Genomic DNA, 22,377 nt, shown 5'->3' with positions numbered 1-22,377 from the left:
GGCGTGGTCGGTGACCGCCCCGCACCTTACGGGACCGCGACGCGGCAACCCGGCGATGTCGCTCCCGCGTTGCGATCGCGGTCGCGACGGACAAGGATCTCTGGTGTGCGACCCGCAGGCCATGCGGATGCCGCAGATTTCACAGGACAAGCGTACTGTTAGAATCACCGCGAGGTTATTCGGCGCGACCTACCGGGTCGGTCTCGACTGAGTCGACCACATGGCAGCTTCCCGTCATGACACCTGACTGGTCGCCGCGACGAGCCTCGCTTGCCGTCGGCACAGCCCCGTCGACGGCGAACCTCAAAGACGAGTGGAGCTGACGTGAGCACCAGTATTGATTCGTTCGGCGCCAAGGGAACGCTGGAGGTCGGAGAGAACTCGTACGAGATCTTCCGCCTGAACGCCGTGCCCGGCACCGAGAAGCTGCCCTATGCACTGAAGGTTCTGGCGGAGAACCTGCTGCGCACCGAGGACGGCGCGAACATCACCGCCGACCACATCCGCGCGATCGCGAACTGGGATCCCTCGGCCGAGCCGAGCGTCGAGATCCAGTTCACCCCGGCCCGCGTCATCATGCAGGACTTCACCGGCGTCCCCTGCGTCGTCGACCTCGCCACCATGCGTGAGGCCGTCGCCACCCTCGGCGGCGACCCGAACAAGGTGAACCCCCTCTCGCCCGCCGACATGGTCATCGACCACTCGGTCATCCTCGACGTGTTCGGCCGCGCCGACGCCCTCGAGCGCAACGTCGACCTCGAGTACCAGCGCAACGGCGAGCGCTACCAGTTCCTGCGCTGGGGCCAGGGCGCGTTCGACGACTTCAAGGTCGTCCCCCCGGGCATGGGCATCGTCCACCAGGTCAACATCGAGTACCTGGCGCCCACCGTCATGACCCGCAACGGTCAGGCCTACCCCGACACCTGCGTCGGCACCGACTCGCACACCACGATGGTCAACGGCCTGGGCGTGCTCGGCTGGGGCGTCGGCGGCATCGAGGCCGAGGCCGCGATGCTCGGCCAGCCGGTCTCCATGCTGATCCCGCGCGTCGTCGGCTTCAAGCTGACCGGTGAGATCCAGCCCGGCGTGACCGCCACCGACGTCGTGCTCACCGTCACCGACATGCTCCGCAAGCACGGCGTCGTCGGCAAGTTCGTCGAGTTCTACGGCGCCGGCGTCGCCGAGGTTCCGCTCGCGAACCGCGCCACCCTCGGCAACATGAGCCCCGAATTCGGTTCCACCGCAGCGATCTTCCCGATCGACGGCGAGACCATCAACTACCTGCGCCTGACCGGCCGCAGCGACGAGCAGCTCGCGCTCGTCGAGGCGTACGCCAAGGAGCAGGGCATGTGGCACGACGCCGCGAACGAGCCCGCCTACTCCGAGTACCTCGAGCTGGACCTCGGCACCGTCGTGCCGTCGATCGCCGGCCCGAAGCGCCCGCAGGACCGCATCCTGCTGTCGGACTCGAAGGCCGCGTTCCGTCGCGACATCGCGACCTACGTGACCAACGGCGCCGACGCCGCGCACTCCGCCCTGGACGAGGCCGTCGAGGAGTCCTTCCCGGCGTCCGATCCGGTCGAGACGTCGACCGCCAACGACGAGGCCACCGTTCCGTCGGCCGCCAACGGTTCGCACGGTCGCCCGAGCAAGCCGGTGAAGATCAAGTCCGAGCGTGGCGAGTTCGTCCTCGACCACGGCGCGGTCGCGGTCGCGGGCATCACGTCCTGCACCAACACGTCGAACCCGTCGGTGATGATCGGTGCCGCGCTGCTCGCCCGCAACGCGGTCGAGAAGGGCCTGGCCACCAAGCCGTGGGTCAAGACCAACATGGCGCCCGGCTCGCAGGTCGTCGCCGACTACTACGAGAAGGCCGGCCTGTGGCCGTACCTGGAGAAGCTCGGCTTCTACCTGGGCGGTTTCGGCTGCACCACCTGCATCGGCAACACCGGCCCGCTGCCGGAGGAGATCTCCAAGGCGATCAACGAGAACGACCTGTCGGTCACCGCGGTGCTCTCCGGTAACCGCAACTTCGAGGGTCGCATCTCCCCCGACGTGAAGATGAACTACCTGGCGTCCCCGCCGCTCGTCATCGCGTACGCGCTGGCCGGCACCATGGACTTCGACTTCGAGGTCGACGCCCTCGGTCAGGACCAGGACGGCAACGACGTCTTCCTCAAGGACATCTGGCCGTCCGCGCAGGAGATCGACGACACCATCAAGTCGGCGATCAGCCAGGACATGTTCCGCAAGTCCTACGCCTCCGTCTTCGCGGGCGACGAGCGCTGGCAGAACCTGGCCACCCCGGAGGGCGACACCTTCGCGTGGGACGAGAAGTCGACCTACGTCCGCAAGGCGCCGTACTTCGACGGCATGACGATGGAGACCACCCCGGTCACCGACATCTCGGGTGCGCGCGTGCTCGCCCTGCTCGGCGACTCGGTCACCACCGACCACATCAGCCCGGCCGGCCCGATCAAGCCCGGCACCCCGGCCGCCCAGTACCTGGACGCCAACGGTGTCGAGCGCAAGGACTACAACTCGCTCGGTTCGCGTCGTGGCAACCACGAGGTGATGATTCGCGGCACGTTCGCGAACATCCGCCTGCGCAACCAGCTCCTCGACGACGTCTCGGGCGGCTACACCCGCGACTTCACCCTCGAGGGTGGCCCGCAGTCGTTCATCTACGACGCCTCGCAGAACTACCAGAAGGCCGGCATCCCGCTCGTCGTCCTCGGCGGCAAGGAGTACGGCTCCGGTTCGTCGCGTGACTGGGCCGCCAAGGGCACCAGCCTGCTCGGCGTCAAGGCCGTCATCGTCGAGTCGTTCGAGCGCATCCACCGCTCGAACCTGATCGGCATGGGCGTTGTGCCGCTGCAGTTCCCGGCCGGCCAGTCGGCCGCGTCGCTGGGCCTGGACGGCACCGAGGTCTTCGACATCGCCGGCATCACGAAGCTCAACGAAGGCGTCACCCCGAAGACGGTCAAGGTCACCGCGACCAAGGGCGACGGCAGCAAGGTCGAGTTCGATGCGGTCGTCCGCATCGACACCCCCGGTGAGGCGGACTACTACCGCAACGGCGGCATCCTGCAGTACGTGCTGCGCAACATGATCCGGGGCTGATCAGTCTCGGTCGTGTGACCTGCGTAGTGCGCTGACGGCGGGCTCGGGACCTCGCGTCTCGGGCCCGCCGTCCCCCTTTTGTACGAAAGGATGTCGGCTGTGCCGAAGGTCAGTGAGGACCATCTGGCCGCACGTCGGAGGCAGATCCTCGACGGTGCGCGCCGCTGCTTCGCCGAGTACGGCTACGAGGGTGCGACCGTCCGCCGCCTCGAGGACGCCACAGGGCTGTCCCGGGGTGCGATCTTCCACCATTTCAAGGACAAGGACGGCCTGTTCCTCGCGCTGGCCCAGCAGGACGCGACCCGGATGGCGGACGTGGCCGCCGAGGAGGGTCTGGTCCAGGTGATGCGGGACATGCTCGCGAAGCCGGAGGAGTTCGACTGGCTCGCCACGCGGGTGGAGATCTCCCGCCGTCTGCGCACGGATCCCGAGTTCGCCCGGGAATGGAGCGAAGGCGGCGTCGAGCTCACCGAGGCCACCGTCGGGCGACTACAGCGGCAGAAGGAGGCCGGCCGGCTTCGGGAGGACCTGCCGACCGACGTCCTCGTCGGCTATCTAGACCTGGTCCTCGACGGGCTGATCGCCCGGATCGCCTCCGGCCACGGCGGCGAAAACCTTTCCGCCGTCCTCGATCTCGTCGAGGAGTCGGTGCGGCGGCAGGACTGATCGCAATCGACTCGCCGACACACAGAGTGACGGGGATCACAAAGGTGGGTGCACCGGGAGGTAGTTGAAAGCGCTACTTTCGCGACCGTGACCACACCCACCGGACAATCAGCCGCCGCATCGCTCCCGTCCCTGTCGAGGAGAGCCGTTCTACGGGCGGCCGTCGGCGCCGGTGCGCTGGGCGCGCTCGGTACCGCCTCGCTCGCGCGACCTGGCACGGCCGCCGCGGCAGCCGAGCAGGAGACCGCGATCGTGGTCGGAACCGGCTTCGGCGGCGCGGTCGCCGCACTGCGACTCGGCGAGGCGGGCATCAGGACGACGGTGTTCGAGCGGGGACGCCACTGGCCGATCCGCCCGGACGGCAACACCTTTGCCACCTTCACCAGCCCCGACGGCCGAGCGGCGTGGTTCAGTGACACGGTCGGTGTCACCGCCTCGGTCGGCATCCCGGTGGGCCGCTATCCCGGACTCCTCGACCGGGTGAAGGGCAACGGGATCGACTCGGTGTACGGCGCCGGGGTCGGCGGCGGCTCGCTGGCGTTCGGCGCCTTCTCCGCGATCCCCCGCAAGCAGGACTTCGATCAGGTCTTCCCCGGCGGCGCCGGTTTCGCCGAACTGACAGCCACCTACTACCCGCGCGCGAAGGCGATGCTCGGCGCCTCGCCGTTGCCTGCGGACATCATGGCCCATCCGCGCTACATCGGCACCCGGTCCTGGCAGGCGACTGCGCGTCGATACGGCAGGGAAGCAGTCGCCTTCGACTACGCCATCGACTGGGACATCGTGCGCGCCGAGCTCGAGGGGCGAGCGGTCGCCTCGGTCACCAACGGCGAGCTGGGATTCGGTGTCAACAGCGGCGCCAAGAACTCCGTCGACCGGAACTACCTGCCCGCGGCGGAACGCACCGGCAACGTGACGATCAACGCCATGCACGAGGTCTTCGAGATCCGCCCGCGCGCACGGCGCCGCGGTTTCGAGGTGACCGCCCGCGTCATCGACGACCAGCAGCGCACTGTCCGCACCGTCACCGCCGAGGCCGACTACCTGTTCATGGCGGCCGGCTCCTTCCACACCACCCGGATGCTCGTCGAGGCCCGCGCCAAGGGCACCCTCCCGAACCTGTCGTCGCGCATCGGCGAGGGCTTCGGCGCGAACGGGGACTTCCTCACCGCCCGCACCGCCCTGTCCGACGACTACGGGGACATCCAGGGCGGTCCCGGATTCGGACGCCTCTACGAGGACGACCTGCCCGGCGGTCCGGCGTCGATCGTCTACCACTCGACCCCGCTGCCCTCGCCGCTCGGACGAGCCGTAACCACCAACCTGATCCAGGTGCACAGCGACGAGCGGGGCACCATCGACTTCGACCACGCGACCGGCGCCGCGGTCCTCAACTACCCCCATCCGGAGGGCAACGCACTCGACCGCCGCGGGGCCGCATTCGCCGAGCACTTCCGCGAGCGCGCCGAGATCCGGCACGGGCGCCCGCTGAGCGGCATACCGATCTACTCCCGGGCGGTCGGATTCGGCTCGGCGAGCACGTATCACGGCCTCGGTGGCGTGGTGATGAACCATGCGGCAACCATGGACGGCGAGATCCTCGGCTACGACAACCTCTACGTCGTCGACGGAGCCTTCGCCCCCGGCGCAGTGGGTCTGGTCAATCCCTCACTCACCATCACCGCACTCGCCGAACGCACGCTGGCCAGGTTCCTGGCGCGACGCTGACAATCCCGTTGCGCGGCAGGCCCTCCCCACGGCGGACCTGCCGCGTACTGCGTTCAGGTCCCGTGCACGGCCCGGCGTCGGTTCGGACCGCCGCGCCCGCGAAGTTCGACACCGGCTTCGGTGAGCAGTGTCCGGATGAATCCGTAGGACCGACCGGTCGCCTCGGCCAGAGATCGGATGCTGGCGCCCCCGAGATACCGGTCGCGCAGTTCGGTCTGCATCGCATCCCGCGCACCGCCCGATATCCGTACCCCTTTGCGCACCGTGTCGAACTCTGCCATCACCAATCCTCCGGAGTGTGATGCACATCACTTTCCGGACTTCAGGCTAGTACAGATCGGTCCCCCGGCGGGGTGCCGGCGCCGCCGGCGTCACGGCTCAGGCCAGCTGGATCAGGTCCAGGTAGTCCTGCGACCAGTGGTCCTCGGTGCCGTCGGGCAGCAGGATGACCCGCTCCGGGTTCAGCGCCTCCGCGGCACCCGGGTCGTGGGTGACCAGGACGACGGCGCCGGTGTAGCTGCGCAGCGCGTCGAGGACCTGTTCACGCGAGACCGGGTCGAGGTTGTTGGTGGGCTCGTCGAGGAGCAACACGTTCGCCGCCGACGACACGAGCCCGGCCAGGGCCAGTCGCGTCTTCTCACCACCGGACAGGGTGCCTGCCGGCTGCTCGAGCTGCGGGCCGGTGAACATGAACGCACCGAGCAGACCCCGCAGGTCCTGCTCCCCTGCGTCGGGTGCGGCGTGCCGGATGTTCTCCCACACGGACGCCTCGTCGTCGAGGGTGTCGTGCTCCTGCGCGAAGTACCCGGTCTTCAGTCCGTGCCCGGGCACCAACTCACCGAGATCCGGCTTCTCCACGCCCGCAAGCAGTTTCAGCAGGGTGGTCTTGCCTGCACCGTTCAGGCCGAGGATGACGACCCGGCTGCCGCGGTCGATCGCGAGGTCGACACCGGTGAAGATCTCCAGCGACCCGTACACCTTGGTCAGTTCCTTCGCCATCAGCGGCGTCTTGCCGCACGGCGCGGGCTCCGGAAACCGGATGTGCGCGACCTTGTCCGCGACCCGGACGTCGTCGAGCTCGGCGATCAGCTTGTCCGCGCGCTTGGCCATGTTCTGCGCGGCCGTCGCCTTTGTGGCCTTGGCGCCGAGCTTGGCGGCCTGCTGCCGCAGCGCGGACGCCTTCTTCTCCGCGTTCGCACGTTCGCGGCGGCGGCGCTGCTCGTCGGTGGCGCGGGCGTCGAGGTACTTCTTCCAGCCCATGTTGTAGATGTCGGCCTCGCCGCGCACCGCGTCGAGGAACCACACCTTGTTGACGACGTCGTTCAGCAGGTCCACGTCGTGGCTGATCACAATCAGGCCGCCGTCGTGATTCTGCAGGAAGCCGCGCAGCCAGGTGATGGAGTCCGCGTCGAGGTGGTTCGTCGGCTCGTCGAGCAACAGGGTGGTGTTGGACTTGCCGCCAGACGAGTCGGAGGCCGCGAACAGGATCCGGGCCAGCTCGACGCGGCGACGCTGACCACCGGAGAGGGTGCGCAACGGCTGCGCAAGCACGCGGTCGGGCAGACCGAGGCTGCTGCAGATCCGCGCCGCCTCCGACTCGGCCTCGTACCCGCCGAGGGCGGCGAAACGATCCTCGAGCGAGCCGTACTTGCGGACGGCCTTGTCGCGGGCGTCGTCGTCGACGGCCTCCGCCATGATCGCCTGCTGCTTCTCCATGCTGCGGATGATCTCGTCGAGACCCCGCGCCGACAGCACCCGATCCTTCGCGAGCACGTCGAGGTTGCCCTCCTTGGGGTCCTGCGGCAGGTAGCCGAGGTCACCACTGCGGACGACGGTGCCCGCGTACGGCTCGCCCTCACCGGCGAGGATGCGCAGCGTGGTGGTCTTGCCCGCACCGTTGCGGCCGACGAGACCGATGCGGTCACCGGCCTGCACACGCAGGGCGGATCCGGGTGCCGAGAGGAGGGTTCGCACACCGGCACGAACTTCGAGGTCGGTGGCGGTAATCACGACGAGCCAGCTTACCCGAGATCCGGGCGTGCCCACGCCGGGGTCACCCCGGCCGGGGTGTGACGCTCATCGCGACCCCGCCTCCTCCTGCCACGGCCACCGGCCGGTGATCTCCAGCTGCAGCGACCAGCTCAGGAACGTGCGGATCAGCACGATCAGCGCGAGTACGCCGACCGAGGTGAAGGTGGGGGTGACGGCGACGGTCTTGATGATGTCCGCGGCCACCAGGAATTCGAGGCCGAGCAGGATCGACCGGCCGAGGTTGCGCCGGTACGGCGCGTACACGGGCGTCCCCGGCGCGGTCCGGCTCGTGGACAGCGCGATCCAGCTGGCAACGGCGGCGCCGATCACGATGACCGCGACCCCGACGACGTCGACGACGGATCCGACGGTGGAAATGACGGACTCGAGCTGCATGCGGCCCCTGCCTTCCCGGTCGGCTGACACCAGCGTGGCAGGTTCACCGCGATCGGGCGCGCAGGCGCGGCTAGCGTGGTCGTCCATGAGTGAGCGCCGCGTCCCCGACCTCGCCGTGGTCGGGTTGGGTCCGTCGGGCCGGGCGCTCGCCCACCGCGCCGCGACGGCCGGTCTCGACGTGGTCGCCGTCGACCCCGCACCGGACCGGTGCTGGACGCCGACCTACGCCGCATGGGCGGACGAGTTGCCCTCGTGGCTGGGGAGCGGGGCGATCGCGGCCGGCGTCGCGCGCCCGACCGTGTGGACGCGCCGGGCGCGCACCCTCGACCGGGAGTACTCGGTGCTCGACAACGCCGGGCTGCGGAACGCGCTCGACCTGACCGGGGTGCGGGTGTTGCGCGGCCGCGCACAGGTCGTCGGCGGCGGCGACGTCACCCTCGACGACGGAACCACGGTCGGCGCAGGCACCGTCGTCGACGCACGCGGTCTCACCCGCTCCCCCGCACTCGCCGAACAGACGGCGTACGGAGTCGTCCTACCCCGCGCCGACGCGCTGCCTGCGCTCGGTGGCGCTGCCGCGCTCTTCATGGATTGGCGCCGCGACAACGGCGCCCCCGCGGACGCGTCACCGTCCTTCCTGTACGCGGTGCCGCTCGACGGCGAGCGAGTGCTGCTCGAGGAGACCTGTCTGGTGGGCCGCCCGGCACTTCCCCTGCCGGTGCTGCGGGCACGACTTCGGGCCCGACTCGCCGCGCGCGGCGTCGCCGTGCCCGCGAACGCCCCGGCCGAGCGGGTGCGGTTTCCCGTTCAGGCGCCACGCCCGGCACCGGGCACGGTCACGTTCGGCGCCCGCGCCGGACTTTCCCATCCGGGCACCGGCTACAGCGTCGCAGCGTCGCTCGCGGCGGTCGACGCGGTGGTGGACGCCCTGGTCGCCGGCGACGACCCGGTGGAGGCGTTGTGGCCCCGGCCCGCTCGCGCGGTGCGGGCACTGCGCGAGGTCGGGCTGCGGGCCCTGCTCGCGCTGCCACCGGCCCGGGTTCCGGAGTTCTTCGACAGCTTCTTCGCGCTGCCGCAGCCGGCGCAGCGCGCCTACCTGTCCGATCGCACGGATCCGCGAGCGGTTTCCGCGACCATGTGGACGTTGTTTCGCCGCGCGCCGATGCCGGTGCGGCGCACACTGATCGGCGCCACGCTGCCGATCCACCCGAGGAGACCCCGATGAAGGTCGAGATCCAACTCGACGCCGCACCCGCCGACGCGGCCCGCCGGGCGGCCGAACTCGCCGCGACCGGGGTGGCCGGGCTGTTCACGTTCGAGGGCCCGCACGACGTGTTCTTCCCGCTGGTCGCGGCGGCGCCGGTCGTCGACGTGGACCTGGCCACGAACGTCGCGATCGCACTGCCGCGCAGCCCGATGCACCTCGCACACGCGGCCTGGGACCTGCAGTCGATGTCGGGTGGCCGGTTCCGGCTCGGGCTGGGATCGCAGATCCGTCCCCACATCGAGAAGCGCTACTCGGCGCCCTGGTCGCGGCCCGCCGCCCGGATGCGGGAGACGGTGCTGGCGGTGCGGGCGATCCTCGACGCCTGGGAGGGTGGGTCGCGGTTGGACTTTCGTGGCGAGTTCTTCACCCACACGCTGATGCCGCCGACGTTCGTGCCCGGGCCGAACCCGTTCGGTCCTCCGCCGATCCTGCTCGGCGCGCTCGGACCGGTGATGACCCGCACCGCCGCGGAGGTCGCGGACGGACTGCTGGTGATGCCGTTCAACAGCGAGCGGCACTTCCACGAGCGAACGCTGCCCGCGGTCGCACAGGGACTCGACCGGGCGGGCCGCGATCGCACCGACTTCGAGATCGTGCCGCAGGTGATCGTGGCGACCGGCCGCACCGACGCCGAGCTCTCGGCCGCGACCACCGGGGTGCGCGCGCTGCTCGCGTTCTACGGGTCCACACCGGCGTACCGTCCGGTGCTCGAGGCCGAGGGCCGGGCGGACCTGCAGGACCCGCTGAACGCGCTGTCGAAGCGGGGTGCGATCGCCGAGATGATGGCGCTGGTCGACGACTCGCTGGTCGACACCCTCGCCGTGCGCGGCACCCCGGAGCAGTGCGCCGCCGAGATCCTGCGCAGATTCGGCGACCAGGCCGACCGGGTGTGCTGCTACTTCCCCGGCTACGACGTCGATCTCGGCCACGTCCGCGACCTCGTGGCAGCGCTCGGCACCGCGTCGGCGGTCAGCGCAGCGCCTGGAACTCCGCCAGCGCGTCGCTGACGGCGGCGGGCACCCCGTCCAGCGCCCACAGTGCCAGTCCGACCGCGACGAGGGTGAGCAGTGGACCGAGGATCGCCCGTTCGAATGTGCCGCCGGCGCGGATCGACAACCACGACGGCAGCTGCAGTTCCCACCACCGGCGCCCGCCCCACGGCAGCAGCGGCGCGAGGAACGGCACGCCCTCCTTGGTCACGGCGTCGCCGAGGCAGTGGACGGCGCACCCGAGCCCGACCGCGACACCGAGCGCACGCGATCCCACCTCGTCCGGGTACCACGTCCATGTCAGCGCCGACAGCACGCCCGCCACCAGGGTCACCGCGATCCAGCCGTTGCGTTTCGCCCAGCCGCCCGCGAGCCCACGCAACGCCAGACCGAGGGTCAGGAACAGGACGCCGATGATCGCGGGCTGCCCGAACGCGACGATCAGCGACGACACCGCCGCACTGATCGCGACGGCGAACAGCGCGGTGTGGGTGAGGGTTCGGTGGCCGCCGCGACGTTTCGGATCGCGCCGTCCGCGGGTGATCCGGTAGTAGCCCAGCGACACCGTGTCGACGCCCTTGGCCAGAACCCAGCTCGCCGGTCCGAAGGATCGGGCCACCGTCGACTGCGTGGTGTCGAGGTCGGGCAGCAACGCGGCGCCCGCGCAGACCCCGGCGAAGGTGAACACCTCGGCGGTGGACGTCGGGCCACCCCACTCGGGCGGAAGTACCTGGGCGGCCAGCAGACCCGCGACGGCACCGGAGACAGCGTGGGTCGCACCCATCACCATGACAGCGAAAACCTTTCGGACAGAACGACAAGAGCGCTGCCCGAAGCGAGCCGCCCACTACGGACCGAAATCTATCAACCGCCACCGACACGACCCGCACACCTGCCCGTGGGGTCGGTGCGCACGATCACGTCAGGCCGTCGACGTCGGCCACCGACTTGTCCGGCCGCAGCCCGCGCCACACCGGATGCCGCAGCCTGCTGTCCCCGGTGACCTCGGAGAACCGCACCTCCGCAACGAGTTCGGGACGCATCCAGTGCGCCGACCGCGCATCCGGGGCGGGAATCGCGCCGAACGGCGACTCGTCCGTCGCCAGTGCGGCGGCCGCCTCCTCGAGTTCCGCCAGGATCGCGCCGGTCAGACCACTGCCGACCTTGCCGACGTAACGAAGCCCGCCCACTCCGTCGGGGATTCCCAGGAGCAACGACCCGATCCCCCGGGCGCGACCGCCCTCCCCCGGCTGCCAACCGCCGATCACCACTTCGCAGCTGCGAAAGTGCTTGATCTTGAGCCAGTTCGACGACCTCCCCGATCGGTATGCCGAATCCCGGCGCTTCGCGACCAGTCCCTCCATGTGCCGTTCGGCGCTGGCCTCGAGCGCGGCCGTGAAATCGTCGGGAGCCGGTTCGGTCGGCCGCCACGGGCCGTCCTCCTCGAACCGGATCGCGTCGAGCACCGTGCGCCGGTCCCGATAGGACTTGCCCGCGAGCGTGGTGCCGTCGAGTTCGAGGATGTCGAACACCTGCAGCGCCACCGGATTCGCCTCCGCAACCGCTGCCACGTCCCGCGGCCTGCTGCGCCCCATCCGCCGCTGCAGCCGCGCGAAACTCGGCGCGCCGTCCGCGCCGTACGCGACGATCTCCCCGTCGAGCACCCCCGAGTGCCCGTGCAGCCCGGCCGGGATCTGCAGCAGCTCCGGATAGGTGGCGGTCAGGTCGTTGCCGTTGCGGCTGACCAGTCGCACCGAGCTCGTCCCGGAATCCGCGTCGGACGCGAAGTGCACCAACGCCCGGATCCCGTCCAGCTTGTACTCGAACGCCCACACCGCGGGGTCTGCCCGCCGCGCGAACTCGTCCGCGGTGGTCGCGGTGGCCAGCATGGGCGACGGCGTCGGCACGTGTGTGGCCGACCGGCCCTCGGCCGGCGCAGGCTTCGGCACGACCGCCGGCGCGACCGTCGCCCGCACCCGGGCCAGCACCTCACGGAACTCCAGCTGCGCCAGGCCCGGCTGCTCGAGCTCGTCCCAGGTGCGTGGGGCCGCCGCATACGGCCGGGCCGTTCCCCGGAGCGAGTACGGCGAAATCGTGGTCTTGGAGGCCGAGTTCTGGCTCCAGTCCACGAACACCTTCCCGGTCCGCTGCGACCGGGTCATCGTCGCGGTGACCGAATCCGGCGTCTGCCGTTCGAGTTCGCGCGCAATCTCCTTCGCGACCTCGCTGCACCGCCTCGACGTCCACCCCGGCGGGACGCCGGCGTAGAGGTGAATTCCCTTGCTGCCACTGGTAACCGGCAACGCGTCCAGTCCACGGGCGCGCAGCCGCTCGCGGACGCGGACCGCCACCGACGCACACTCGTCGAGGGTGACACCCGGCCCCGGGTCGAGATCGATCACGAGACGGTCGGGATCGGCCGGACTGCCGTCGGGCGCGAATCGCCACTGCGGGACATGGAACTCCAGTGCCCCGGACTGCGCGAAGTAGACGAGCGCCGCGAGTTCGGTGACCTCCGGGTAGTCGACCGTGCGCCTGCCCTGGGTCAGGGTGTGCCGTGGCACCCAGTCGGGGGTCGCCGCCTCGACGTTCTTCTGGAAGAACGGCTCCGCCGCGGTGCCGTCGGGCCACCGCTTGCGGGTCAGCGCCCGGCCGGCGAGCAGCGGCAACAGCACCGGACCGACCTCCGTGAAGTACTGCAGCACCTCGGCCTTGGTGGTGCCGGTCTCCGGGTACAGCACCTTGTCGAGGTTGGTCAGGGTCAGGCGCCGGTTTCCGACACGCACAGCCGCGTTGTGAGTCATCCGCATCCGCCCTTGGCTTTCACCTGGCCTGATCCCAGAGTATGGACCATCATGGTGTGATGCGGTCGATATGGAAAGGCTCCATCGCGTTCGGTCTGGTGAACGTCCCGGTGAAGGTGTACTCCGCCACCGAGGACCACGACATCAAGTTCCACCAGGTCCACGGCAAGGACGGCGGACGCATCAGGTACAACCGGGTCTGCTCCGAGTGCGGCGAGATCGTCCAGTACGCCGACATCGACAAGGCGTACCTGTCCGAGGACGGCGCGCAGGTGGTACTCACCGACGAGGACTTCGACAAGCTCCCGGCCGCCGAGAAGCACGAGATCCCGGTCCTGCAGTTCGTGCCCTCCGACCAGATCGACCCGATCCTGTTCGACAAGAGCTACTTCCTCGAACCCGACTCCGCGTCCCCGAAGGCATACAACCTGCTGGCCTCGACACTCGTCGGCAACGACCGCACCGCGCTCGTACATTTCACCCTGCGGCAACGCACCAGGCTGGCGGCACTGCGGGTACGCGACGGGATTCTGGTGGTGCAGACCCTGCTGTGGCCCGACGAGGTCCGCGCCGCGGAATTCGAGTCGCTCGAGGAGGGCACCTCGCCGAGCGAGAAGGAACTCGCGATGGCCACCATGCTGGTCGACTCGATGTCGGAGGACTTCCACCCGGAGTCCTACACCGACGACTACCAGGTCCAACTCCAGAAGCTTCTCGACGAGGCCATCGCGAACGGCGGCGAGAAGGTCACCGTGCCGTCGGGCGCCGCGCGCGAGGCCGATGCCGAGGTCGTCGACCTCGTCGCGGCCCTCCAACGCAGCGTCGACGAGGCCAAGAAGACCGACGGTGCGAAGAAGGGCCCGGCGAAGGCGTCGCCCGGGCGCAAGGCCAAGACCGGCTGACGGCCCCAGACGTCGGTCGTCAGGATCGCGCGTCGGTCGTCACGGTCGAACGTCAGTCGTCGCGATCGAGGACGAACCAGAAGTGTTCGCCGCCGTCGAGGACGTTCTTGCCGTTCATCACCCCGAGCAGGGTGCCGGGGCCGACCCGCTTGAAGTGGTCGAACACCGGCATTCCGTCGTAGACCATCGTCGCGGTCGACTCGCCCCGGAACTCGACCATCCACAGGCTCGCCTCGCCGTTGCCCGCCTCGACGTCGGAGAACAGGTTCCCGTCCGCGTCGCGGCAGATCAGCGGCTGCACGTCGAACCGGGAGCCGAACGTCTTGCCGTACCAGCGCGTCCGGTCGAGCAACCGGCCGGTGCGGTGCCCGGTCCGCATGCCGCGACCGCGCCAGCTCCCCGACAGCTCGTCGACCCGGACCACCGGCAGTTCGTCCCACAGCCGGTCCAGCTCCCGCGGATCCACGGTCTCCGCCGCGAGCAGCTTCTCGACATGGTCGTGAACAGTCATGATGCGCCTTCCTGAGTGAACGTGAGGACCGCCTTGACCACCGCACCGGAACGGGCGGCGTCCAGCGCGGCGGCGAGGTCGTCGAACGCGAACGTCGTGATCAGCTTCTCGAAGGGGAACCTGCCGGCCCGCCACAACGAGATCAGCTCGGGGATGAACTGCTGCGGGTCGGCGTCGCCCTCGATCACGCCGGTGACACTGCGCCCCAGCAGGAGTGCGGATTGGTCGAGCGTGACCGGGTTCCGCTGTCCGCGCAGGCCGACCGTCGCGCAGCTGCCGGGCGAGCGCAGCACCGACACCGCGGTGCCGAGCACCTCTGCGGTGCTGACGGTGTCGACGCTGTGGTCGGCTCCGCCGTCGGTCACCGCGCGGATCCGGCGCGCCAGATTCGGTTCCGCGCTGTCGATCACGGTGCTCGCGCCGAGGGCGAGTGCCAGTTCACGGCGTGCGGGCACCGGGTCGACGACCACGATCGTCGCGCACTCGGCGACCACCGCGGCCAGCACCGCGGCGAGACCGACCGCACCGCCGCCGAACACCACGATCGAGGCTCCCGGCCGCGGACGCAGCACGCGCAGCACCGCCCCGGCACCGGTCTGGACACCGCACCCCAGCGGTCCGAGGAGTTCGATCGGCAGATCACCGTCGACCCGGACGGCGTCGGCGGCACGAACGACGGCTCGGGTGGCCATCGACGACTGCCCGAACCAGTTGCCGTGCAGCGCAGTCCCGTCCAGGCGCAGTGTGGTGGAGCCGTCGGGTCGCCGGCCCGAGTGGTTCCGGACCGCGAAGTGCTCACAGTAGGCGGGGCGGCCCTCGTCGCAGTTGCGGCAGCCGCGGCACGCGGAGTAGCTCAGCACGACCCGGTCACCGGGTGCGAGCGTGTCGACCTCGGTACCGACCGCCTCGACCACCCCGGCACCCTCGTGACCGAGTACGGCCGGCACCGGGATCGGGATGCCGCCGGCCGCGGCGGTCAGGTCGGTGTGACAGATGCCGACCCCGGCGATCCGTACCAGGACCTCGTCCTCCTGCAGGGCGTCGACCTCGACGTCCCTGATCTCGAACGGGTCGCCGAATCCGCTCAGCACCGCCGCACGTGCTCGTGTTCCCACCCACACCCCCGAAGGTCCGCACTCGCCCGCCATCGTCGACACCGGATGAGAATCGTGATTAACTTCCTGCGCGAGTGTAGACGCGAAAACCCCGCCGATACAGGGGGTCGGCGGGGTTTTTCGGAAGGGTGCGTCAGACGGTGAAACCGAGCGCCCGAAGCTGCTCGCGGCCGTCCTCGGTGATCTTGTCCGGACCCCACGGCGGCATCCAGACCCAGTTGATCTTCAGTTCCTCGACGAGGCCGCTCTTGACCAGCGCACCGCGGGCCTGCTCCTCGATGACGTCGGTCAGCGGGCAAGCCGCGGACGTCAGCGTCATGTCGATCGTCGCGACCGACTCGTCGTCCACGGCGATGCCGTAGACCAGGCCGAGATCGACGACGTTGATGCCGAGTTCGGGGTCGACGACGTCGCGCATCGCTTCCTCGAGGTCGTCGACGAATGCCTGCTGCTCCGGGGTCAGCTCGACCGCCGGTTGCGCCGGCGTCGTGTCGGTCGCGACGGCCTCGTCGGGCGTGCCCGCCTGGGTTTCGGTCATGATGCAGATCCTCCGGTCACCGCCGGCACGGTGCCGGCCCCGTCACCCGAGGCCGCAGGCGCGTCCTCGGTCATACGCGAGGCCGCTGGCGCGTCCTCGGTCACATGCGAGGCCGCTGGCGCGTCCTCGGTGTCAACTATCTGAACAACGGCGTCCTTGAATGCCATCCATCCCAGCAGCGCACACTTCACACGCGCCGGATACTTCGCGACACCCGCGAACGCGATGCCGTCGCCGAGCACCTCCTCGTCGCCCTCGACGGTGCCGCGGCTGGTGACCATCTCGTTGAACGCCTCGACCACGTCGAGCGCGTCGGTCACCGCCATGCCGGTCACCTGGTCGGTGAGCACCGATGTCGCGGCCTGACTGATCGAGCAGCCCTGACCGTCGTACGACACGTCACCCACGCGACCGTCGTCGGTGATCGCGACCCGCAACGTGATCTCATCCCCGCACGTCGGGTTGACGTGATGCACCTCGGCGCCGAACGGTTCGCGTAGTCCTCGGCCGTGCGGGTGCTTGTAGTGGTCCAGGATCACCTCCTGGTACATCTGCTCCATCCGCATGTCAGGACGCCCCGTCGATCGTGCCGTCGTCCTCGCGCAGCGGCTCGAGAACCTGATGGGTGCCGAAGAACTCCTGCGCCCGCCGGATCGCGGCGGCGAGGGCGTGCACCTCCTCGGCGGTGTTGTAGACCGCGAACGACGCCCGCGCGGTCGCCGCGATGCCGAACCGCCGGTGCAGCGGCCACGCGCAGTGGTGCCCGACCCGGATCGCCACGCCCTCGTCGTCGAGGATCTGGCCCAGGTCGTGAGCGTGGATACCGTCGACGACGAACGACACCGCGCCACCACGATTCTCGGCGGTCACGGGTCCGACGATCCGGACCCCGGGCATCGCGCCGAGCAGGTCCAGCGCCAGCTCGGTCAGCTCGTGTTCGTGGGCCGCGACGGCGTCCATCCCGATCGCGTCGAGGTACTCCACGGCCGCACCGAGCCCGACCACCTGCGAGGTCATCGGCACGCCTGCCTCGAACCGCTGCGGCGGCGCCGCATAGGTGGTCGCCTCCATCGTGACCGTCTCGATCATCGACCCGCCGGTGATGAACGGCGGCATCGCCGCCAGCAGCTCCCGCTTGCCGTACAGCACGCCGACCCCGGACGGGCCCAGCATCTTGTGCCCGGAGAACGCCGCGAAATCGACGTCGAGGGCGTGGAAGTCGACCGGCATGTGCGGCACCGACTGGCACGCGTCGAGAACCACCAGCGCACCGACCGCCCGCGCCCGCCGCACCAGCTCCTCGACCGGCGCAACGGCGCCGGTCACGTTCGACTGGTGGGTGAACGAGACGACCTTGACGTTCTCGCTCAACTCCAGCGAGTCGAGGTCGATCCGGCCGTCGTCCGTGACCCCGTACCAGCGCAGCGTCGCGCCCGTCCGGCGGGCCAGCTCCTGCCACGGCACCAGGTTCGCGTGATGCTCGAGCTCGGTGATCACGATCTCGTCACCGGGCCCCACGTGGCGATCGAACCGATCGTCGCCGAGCACGTACGTGACCAGGTTCAGCGCCTCGGTCGCGTTCTTGGTGAACGCCAGCTCGTCCGGGTCCGCGCCGACGAACCGGGCGATCGCCACCCGGGCGTTCTCGTAGGCGTCGGTCGCCTCCTCGGCGAGCTGGTGCGCTCCGCGGTGCACGGCCGCGTTGCAGGTGGTGAGGAACTCACGCTCGGCGTCGAGCACCTGGACCGGACGCTGCGAGGTGGCCCCGGAGTCCAGGTACACCAGCGGCTTTCCGTCCCGCACCGTGCGGCTCAGGATCGGGAAGTCCCGGCGGATGCTCGTGACGTCGAGCGCGCGCACGGTGCTGGTCATGGAATCAGGCTCCCGCCGTCGCTGCCTGGGTGAAGCGGACGTAGCCGTTGGCCTCGAGCTCGTCGGCCAGCTCGGGGCCGCCCGACTCCACGACCTGACCGCCGACGAACACGTGCACGAACTGCGGCTTGATGTAGCGCAGGATCCGCGTGTAGTGGGTGATCAGCAGCACGCCGCCGTGCTCACGCTCCTGGTAGCGGTTCACACCCTCGGAGACGATCCGCAGCGCGTCGACGTCCAGACCGGAGTCCGTCTCGTCGAGGATCGCGATCTTCGGCTGCAGCAGGCCCAGCTGCAGGATCTCGTGGCGCTTCTTCTCACCGCCGGAAAAGCCCTCGTTGACGGAGCGCTCACCGAAGGCCGGATCGATCTCCAGCTCGCTCATCGCCTCCTTGACCTCCTTGACCCAGTGCCGCAGCTTGGGCGCCTCGCCACGGACGGCGGTGGCGGCGGTGCGCAGGAAGTTCGACATCGACACGCCCGGCACCTCGACCGGGTACTGCATCGCGAGGAACAGGCCGGCGCGGGCCCGCTCGTCGACGCTCATCGCGAGGACGTCCTCACCGTTGAGGGTGATGCTGCCGGACGTGATCTCGTACTTGGGGTGACCGGCGATCGCGTAGGAGAGGGTGGACTTGCCGGAGCCGTTGGGGCCCATGATCGCGTGCGTCTCACCGGACCGCACCGTCAGGTTCACACCCTTGAGGATGTTGATCGGTTCGGCGTTCTCGTCGGTCTGCGCGACCCGGACGTGCAGATCCTTGATCTCCAGCACGGAAGGCTCGGCGGCGGGGGTTTCGGGGGTAGTCATTCAATGAGTCCTTTGAGAAGTGTTGTGCCGGCGGCTGACTCGCCGGAATTCAGACGCCGACCGCGGCGAGCTCGACCTCGATGGCCGCTTCGAGGCGCTCGCGCACCTCCGGGACGGCGATGCGCTCGATGATCTCGTGGAAGAAGCCCCGAACCACCAGGCGGCGGGCCTGCTCCTCCGAGATGCCCCGCGAGCGCAGGTAGAACAGCTGCTCGTCGTCGAACCGGCCGGTGGCACTGGCATGTCCGGCACCGACGATCTCGCCGGTCTCGATCTCCAGGTTCGGCACCGAGTCCGCCCGGGCACCGTCGGTGAGCACCAGGTTCCGGTTCATCTCGTAGGTGTCCGTACCTTCGGCCGCCGCGCGGATCAGCACGTCGCCGACCCAGACGGTGTGCGCGTCGGGCTGGTGCGCCTCGGCGCCGGCGACGCCCTGCAGCGCGCCCTTGTAGACGACGTTCGACTTGCAGTGCGGCTGTGAATGATCCACCAGCAGCCGGTGCTCGAAGAACTGGCCGGCGTCCGCGAAGTACAGACCGAGCAGCTCGGCGTCGCCGCCGGGACCGTCGTACTTCACCACCGGAGTGACGCGGACGACGTCGCCGCCGAGCGTCACCGCCGTGTACCGCAGCACCGCGTCGCGACCGATGCGGGCGTGGTGCGCGGCGACGTGCACGGCATCGTCGGCCCAGTCCTGCACCGCGACCACTGTCAGCTTCGCGCTGTCGCCGAGCACGAACTCGACGTTCTCCGCGTAGGTTCCGCTGCCCTTCTGGTCGAGCACCACGGTCGCCGAGGCGAAGGCCTCCAGACGAATCTGGATGTGCCCGTAGCCGACCTGTCCCTCGCCGGGACCGGTGACGACGACGTTGATCGCGTCGGCGATCTCGCGTTCGGTGCCGACGGTCACCACGGTGGCCGTCTCGAAGCCCGAGTACGCCTGCGCGGCAACCCGATCCGCCGGGACACCGCCCTGACCGAGCCGGGTGTCGTCGCGGCCGACCGTCTCGACGGTGACCCCGTCCACCGCCGTCACCTCGACGGTCGCGGAACCGGAGCGGACCGCAGAGCCGTCGTGCAGGCCGCGCAGCCTGCGCAGCGGGGTGAATCGCCACGCCTCGTCGCGACCGGCGGGCACCTCGAACGCATTCACATCGAACGACGTGAAGACCTCGCCCTTATTGGTGGCTGGCGCCGCCTGCGCATTCGTCGCAGGGTTCTCACCGGCGACGGCAGCCTTCACGCCCGTCGCCTCGCTTGCGTTGGCCACTAACCCACGGCCCCTTCCATCTGCAGTTCGATCAGGCGGTTGAGCTCGAGGGCGTATTCCATCGGCAGCTCCTTGGCGATCGGCTCCACGAAGCCGCGCACCACCATTGCCATTGCCTCGTCCTCGGTGAGGCCGCGGCTCATCAGGTAGAACAACTGGTCGTCGGAGACCTTCGAGACTGTCGCCTCGTGACCCATCGACACGTCGTCCTCGCGGATGTCGACGTACGGGTAGGTGTCCGACCGGGAGATCTGGTCGACCAGCAGCGCGTCACACTTGACGGTCGACTTCGAGCCGTGCGCGCCCTTGTTGACCTGGACCAGGCCACGGTAGGAGGCACGGCCACCGCCGCGGGCGACGGACTTCGACACGATCGTCGAGGACGTGTGCGGCGCCAGGTGCAGCATCTTCGCGCCGGTGTCCTGGTGCTGGCCCTCGCCGGCGAACGCCACGGAGAGCACCTCGCCGCGGGCGTGCTCGCCCATCATCCACACGGCCGGGTACTTCATCGTGACCTTCGAGCCGATGTTGCCGTCGATCCACTCCATCGACCCGCCCGCGTCGACCTTGGTGCGCTTGGTCACCAGGTTGTACACGTTGTTCGACCAGTTCTGGATCGTCGTGTAGCGGCAGTGGCCGCCCTTCTTGACGATGATCTCGACGACCGCCGAGTGCAGCGAGTCGGACTTGTAGATCGGCGCGGTGCAACCCTCGACGTAGTGCACGGAGGCACCCTCGTCGACGATGATCAGGGTCCGCTCGAACTGGCCCATGTTCTCGGTGTTGATCCGGAAGTAGGCCTGCAACGGGATGTCGACGTGCACGCCCGGCGGCACGTAGATGAACGAGCCGCCCGACCACACCGCGGTGTTCAGCGCCGAGAACTTGTTGTCCCCGGCCGGGATCACGGAGCCGAAGTACTCCTTGAAGATCTCCGGGTGCTCACGCAGTCCGGTGTCGGTGTCCAGGAAGATCACGCCCTGGGCCTCGAGGTCCTCGCGGATCTGGTGGTAGACGACCTCGGACTCGTACTGCGCCGCGACACCGGCGACGAGACGCTGCTTCTCCGCCTCGGGGATGCCCAGCTTGTCGTAGGTGTTCTTGATGTCCTCGGGCAGATCTTCCCAGGATTCGGCCTGCTTCTCCGTGGACCGCACGAAGTACTTGATGTTGTCGAAGTCGATGCCCTCGAGGTTCGACCCCCAGTGCGGCATCGGCTTCTTGTCGAAGGTCCGGAGCGCCTTGAGCCGGATGTCGAGCATCCACTCGGGCTCGTTCTTCTTCGCGGAGATGTCCCGCACGACGGCCTCGGACAGGCCACGCTGTGCGCTGGCACCTGCCACGTCGGCATCGGACCAGCCGTACTCGTAGTGGCCGAGCGAGGCGATGGCCTCGTCCTGCGTCAGGGTCGGCTGGTCGGGGCGGCCGGCTGCCTGATCCTGGGTGACGGTCATGCGAGCTCCTTCCGGAGTCTTGTTACGTGAGTCGTGTTGCGTGCGCGGCGCGGGCTGGGCACCGACGACGCGATGTTCGTGGGAGGGCGGAGTTCGTCGCTCGGTGGTCAGGTCGCTTCCTGGTGCACGGCACCGGGTGCGACCAGAGGTACGTGGGTGGTGCACGCGCAATCCCCGTTGGCGATGGTCGCGAGCCGCTGCACGTGGGTGCCGAGGAGCTCCGCGAACGCCTGCGTCTCCGCCTCGCACAGCTCGGGGAATTCGGAGGCGACGTGAGAGACCGGGCAGTGGTGCTGGCAGATCTGCACACCGTTGCCGACCGGCCGGGTGGTGGCCGCGAACCCGGCGGACGTGAAGGCGTCGGCAATCGCGTCGGCGGTCTGCTCCACCTCGGCGGTGTCACCTCCGGTCGCGGGATCGATGTCGGCGACGATCGTCTGGACGCGGCGCCGCGCGAATTCGACGATCGCCGCCTCGCCGCCGATCTCGCGAAGCTGACGCATCGCGGCTCCGGCCAGGTCGTCGTACGAGTGCCCGAGCCGCGAGCGGCCCGCGGCCGTGAGCTGGAACTGCTTGGCCGGCCGGCCCCGCCCCTTCTGCTGCCAGCTCGCCGACCGCGTCGCACGGGCCTCGCCGGCGTCGATCAGCGCCTCCAGGTGACGACGCACCCCGGCGGCACTCAGACCCAGCTCGGCGCCGATCTCGGTGGCGGTGATCGGCCCCTGTTCGAGCAGCAGCTTGACGACGGCCGCGCGGGTGTGACCCTCGTGACCCATCGCGGTGCCCGACGGCAGCGCCGAACGAGACGCGGCAACAGGCTCAGGACCTGCGCTTTCGCGATGCTCGGGGCGGATGTCTGCCGTTTTCACAACACCAGTGTGACGGAATTCGACCCGACGG

At 69.5% G+C, this 22,377-nt stretch carries 20 protein-coding genes; 6 read left to right on the top strand and 14 right to left on the bottom strand.

Annotated elements, in window-relative coordinates; translation table 11 throughout:
- The first annotated feature begins 324 nt into the window (after positions 1–324).
- The 3 genes from acnA (at position 325) to ACWDUM_RS19965 (ending at position 5,517) form a co-directional block, all read left to right on the top strand.
- Positions 325–3,123 (top strand): aconitate hydratase AcnA, encoded by a 2,799-nt coding sequence (gene acnA / locus ACWDUM_RS19975; protein WP_450113775.1) that lies wholly within the window; start codon positions 325–327, stop codon positions 3,121–3,123.
- A 99-nt stretch (positions 3,124–3,222) separates the two neighbouring features.
- Complete coding sequence (locus ACWDUM_RS19970; protein WP_450113776.1) at positions 3,223–3,789, top strand: TetR/AcrR family transcriptional regulator; 567 nt, start codon at positions 3,223–3,225, stop codon at positions 3,787–3,789.
- Between the two features lie 87 nt (positions 3,790–3,876).
- A complete protein-coding gene (locus ACWDUM_RS19965) occupies positions 3,877–5,517 on the top strand; it encodes an NAD(P)-binding protein (protein WP_450135284.1) in 1,641 nt (546 codons plus the stop codon).
- Between the two features lie 53 nt (positions 5,518–5,570).
- On the opposite strand, the gene ACWDUM_RS19960 is transcribed toward ACWDUM_RS19965, so the two are convergent.
- The 3 genes from ACWDUM_RS19960 to ACWDUM_RS19950 all read right to left on the bottom strand — a co-directional run bounded on the left by ACWDUM_RS19960 (position 5,571) and on the right by ACWDUM_RS19950 (position 7,944).
- Positions 5,571–5,798 (bottom strand): helix-turn-helix domain-containing protein, encoded by a 228-nt coding sequence (locus ACWDUM_RS19960; RefSeq protein WP_450135283.1) that lies wholly within the window; start codon positions 5,796–5,798, stop codon positions 5,571–5,573.
- Between the two features lie 97 nt (positions 5,799–5,895).
- The gene (locus ACWDUM_RS19955) at positions 5,896–7,527 is read right to left on the bottom strand and encodes an ABC-F family ATP-binding cassette domain-containing protein (protein WP_450113779.1); all 1,632 of its coding nucleotides are present in this window, start codon (positions 7,525–7,527) and stop codon (positions 5,896–5,898) included.
- A 66-nt stretch (positions 7,528–7,593) separates the two neighbouring features.
- On the bottom strand, positions 7,594–7,944 hold the full coding sequence (locus tag ACWDUM_RS19950) for a DUF1622 domain-containing protein (protein WP_450113780.1): 351 nt from the start codon (positions 7,942–7,944) through the stop codon (positions 7,594–7,596).
- A gap of 85 nt (positions 7,945–8,029) precedes the next feature.
- Between ACWDUM_RS19950 and ACWDUM_RS19945 the strand changes: the two genes are divergently transcribed.
- Both ACWDUM_RS19945 and ACWDUM_RS19940 read left to right on the top strand, forming a co-directional pair.
- A complete protein-coding gene (locus ACWDUM_RS19945) occupies positions 8,030–9,169 on the top strand; it encodes a lycopene cyclase family protein (RefSeq protein WP_450135282.1) in 1,140 nt (379 codons plus the stop codon).
- Positions 9,166–10,218: a TIGR03617 family F420-dependent LLM class oxidoreductase gene (locus ACWDUM_RS19940; protein ID WP_450135281.1), complete on the top strand. Its 1,053-nt coding sequence runs from the start codon at positions 9,166–9,168 to the stop codon at positions 10,216–10,218. The genes ACWDUM_RS19945 and ACWDUM_RS19940 overlap by 4 nt, the downstream gene beginning before the upstream one ends.
- Here ACWDUM_RS19940 and ACWDUM_RS19935 read toward each other — a convergent pair.
- Together ACWDUM_RS19935 and ligD are read right to left on the bottom strand one after the other, a co-directional pair.
- Positions 10,181–10,990, bottom strand: a complete 810-nt coding sequence (locus tag ACWDUM_RS19935; RefSeq protein WP_450113783.1) for a metal-dependent hydrolase — start codon at positions 10,988–10,990, stop codon at positions 10,181–10,183. The genes ACWDUM_RS19940 and ACWDUM_RS19935 overlap by 38 nt on opposite strands.
- A gap of 127 nt (positions 10,991–11,117) precedes the next feature.
- Positions 11,118–13,004, bottom strand: coding sequence for a non-homologous end-joining DNA ligase (gene ligD / locus ACWDUM_RS19930; RefSeq protein ID WP_450135280.1), 1,887 nt, complete (start codon positions 13,002–13,004; stop codon positions 11,118–11,120).
- Positions 13,005–13,063: 59 nt separating this feature from the next.
- On the opposite strand from ligD, the gene ku reads away from it, so the two are divergent.
- On the top strand, positions 13,064–13,906 hold the full coding sequence (gene ku / locus ACWDUM_RS19925; RefSeq protein ID WP_450135279.1) for a non-homologous end joining protein Ku: 843 nt from the start codon (positions 13,064–13,066) through the stop codon (positions 13,904–13,906).
- 52 nt (positions 13,907–13,958) lie between these two features.
- Here ku and ACWDUM_RS19920 read toward each other — a convergent pair whose 3' ends face one another.
- The 9 genes from ACWDUM_RS19920 to ACWDUM_RS19880 all read right to left on the bottom strand — a co-directional run bounded on the left by ACWDUM_RS19920 (position 13,959) and on the right by ACWDUM_RS19880 (position 22,253).
- On the bottom strand, positions 13,959–14,417 hold the full coding sequence (locus ACWDUM_RS19920) for a DUF4334 domain-containing protein (RefSeq protein ID WP_450135278.1): 459 nt from the start codon (positions 14,415–14,417) through the stop codon (positions 13,959–13,961).
- Positions 14,414–15,532, bottom strand: a complete 1,119-nt coding sequence (locus ACWDUM_RS19915) for an NAD(P)-dependent alcohol dehydrogenase (RefSeq protein ID WP_450135277.1) — start codon at positions 15,530–15,532, stop codon at positions 14,414–14,416. Before ACWDUM_RS19915 ends, ACWDUM_RS19920 begins: the two co-directional genes overlap by 4 nt.
- A gap of 133 nt (positions 15,533–15,665) precedes the next feature.
- Positions 15,666–16,070 (bottom strand): metal-sulfur cluster assembly factor, encoded by a 405-nt coding sequence (locus tag ACWDUM_RS19910; protein WP_450113787.1) that lies wholly within the window; start codon positions 16,068–16,070, stop codon positions 15,666–15,668.
- A complete protein-coding gene (sufU, locus tag ACWDUM_RS19905; RefSeq protein WP_450135276.1) occupies positions 16,067–16,636 on the bottom strand; it encodes a Fe-S cluster assembly sulfur transfer protein SufU in 570 nt (189 codons plus the stop codon). Before sufU ends, ACWDUM_RS19910 begins: the two co-directional genes overlap by 4 nt.
- A gap of 1 nt (position 16,637) precedes the next feature.
- On the bottom strand, positions 16,638–17,942 hold the full coding sequence (locus tag ACWDUM_RS19900; protein ID WP_450135275.1) for a cysteine desulfurase: 1,305 nt from the start codon (positions 17,940–17,942) through the stop codon (positions 16,638–16,640).
- A 4-nt stretch (positions 17,943–17,946) separates the two neighbouring features.
- Entirely contained in the window at positions 17,947–18,753 is an 807-nt protein-coding gene (sufC, locus tag ACWDUM_RS19895) for a Fe-S cluster assembly ATPase SufC (protein WP_450113790.1), read from the bottom strand.
- Between the two features lie 49 nt (positions 18,754–18,802).
- A complete protein-coding gene (sufD, locus tag ACWDUM_RS19890) occupies positions 18,803–20,023 on the bottom strand; it encodes a Fe-S cluster assembly protein SufD (protein ID WP_450113791.1) in 1,221 nt (406 codons plus the stop codon).
- Positions 20,023–21,477 (bottom strand): Fe-S cluster assembly protein SufB, encoded by a 1,455-nt coding sequence (sufB, locus tag ACWDUM_RS19885; protein ID WP_450113792.1) that lies wholly within the window; start codon positions 21,475–21,477, stop codon positions 20,023–20,025. The genes sufD and sufB overlap by 1 nt, the downstream gene beginning before the upstream one ends.
- A 107-nt stretch (positions 21,478–21,584) precedes the next feature.
- On the bottom strand, positions 21,585–22,253 hold the full coding sequence (locus ACWDUM_RS19880) for a helix-turn-helix transcriptional regulator (protein WP_450113802.1): 669 nt from the start codon (positions 22,251–22,253) through the stop codon (positions 21,585–21,587).
- Positions 22,254–22,377 lie beyond the last annotated feature (124 nt).

This window comes from Rhodococcus sp. NPDC003322 (assembly GCF_053589555.1).
Note: the sequence above shows the minus strand (reverse complement) of the source record. Positions and strands in the feature narration are given on the sequence as shown.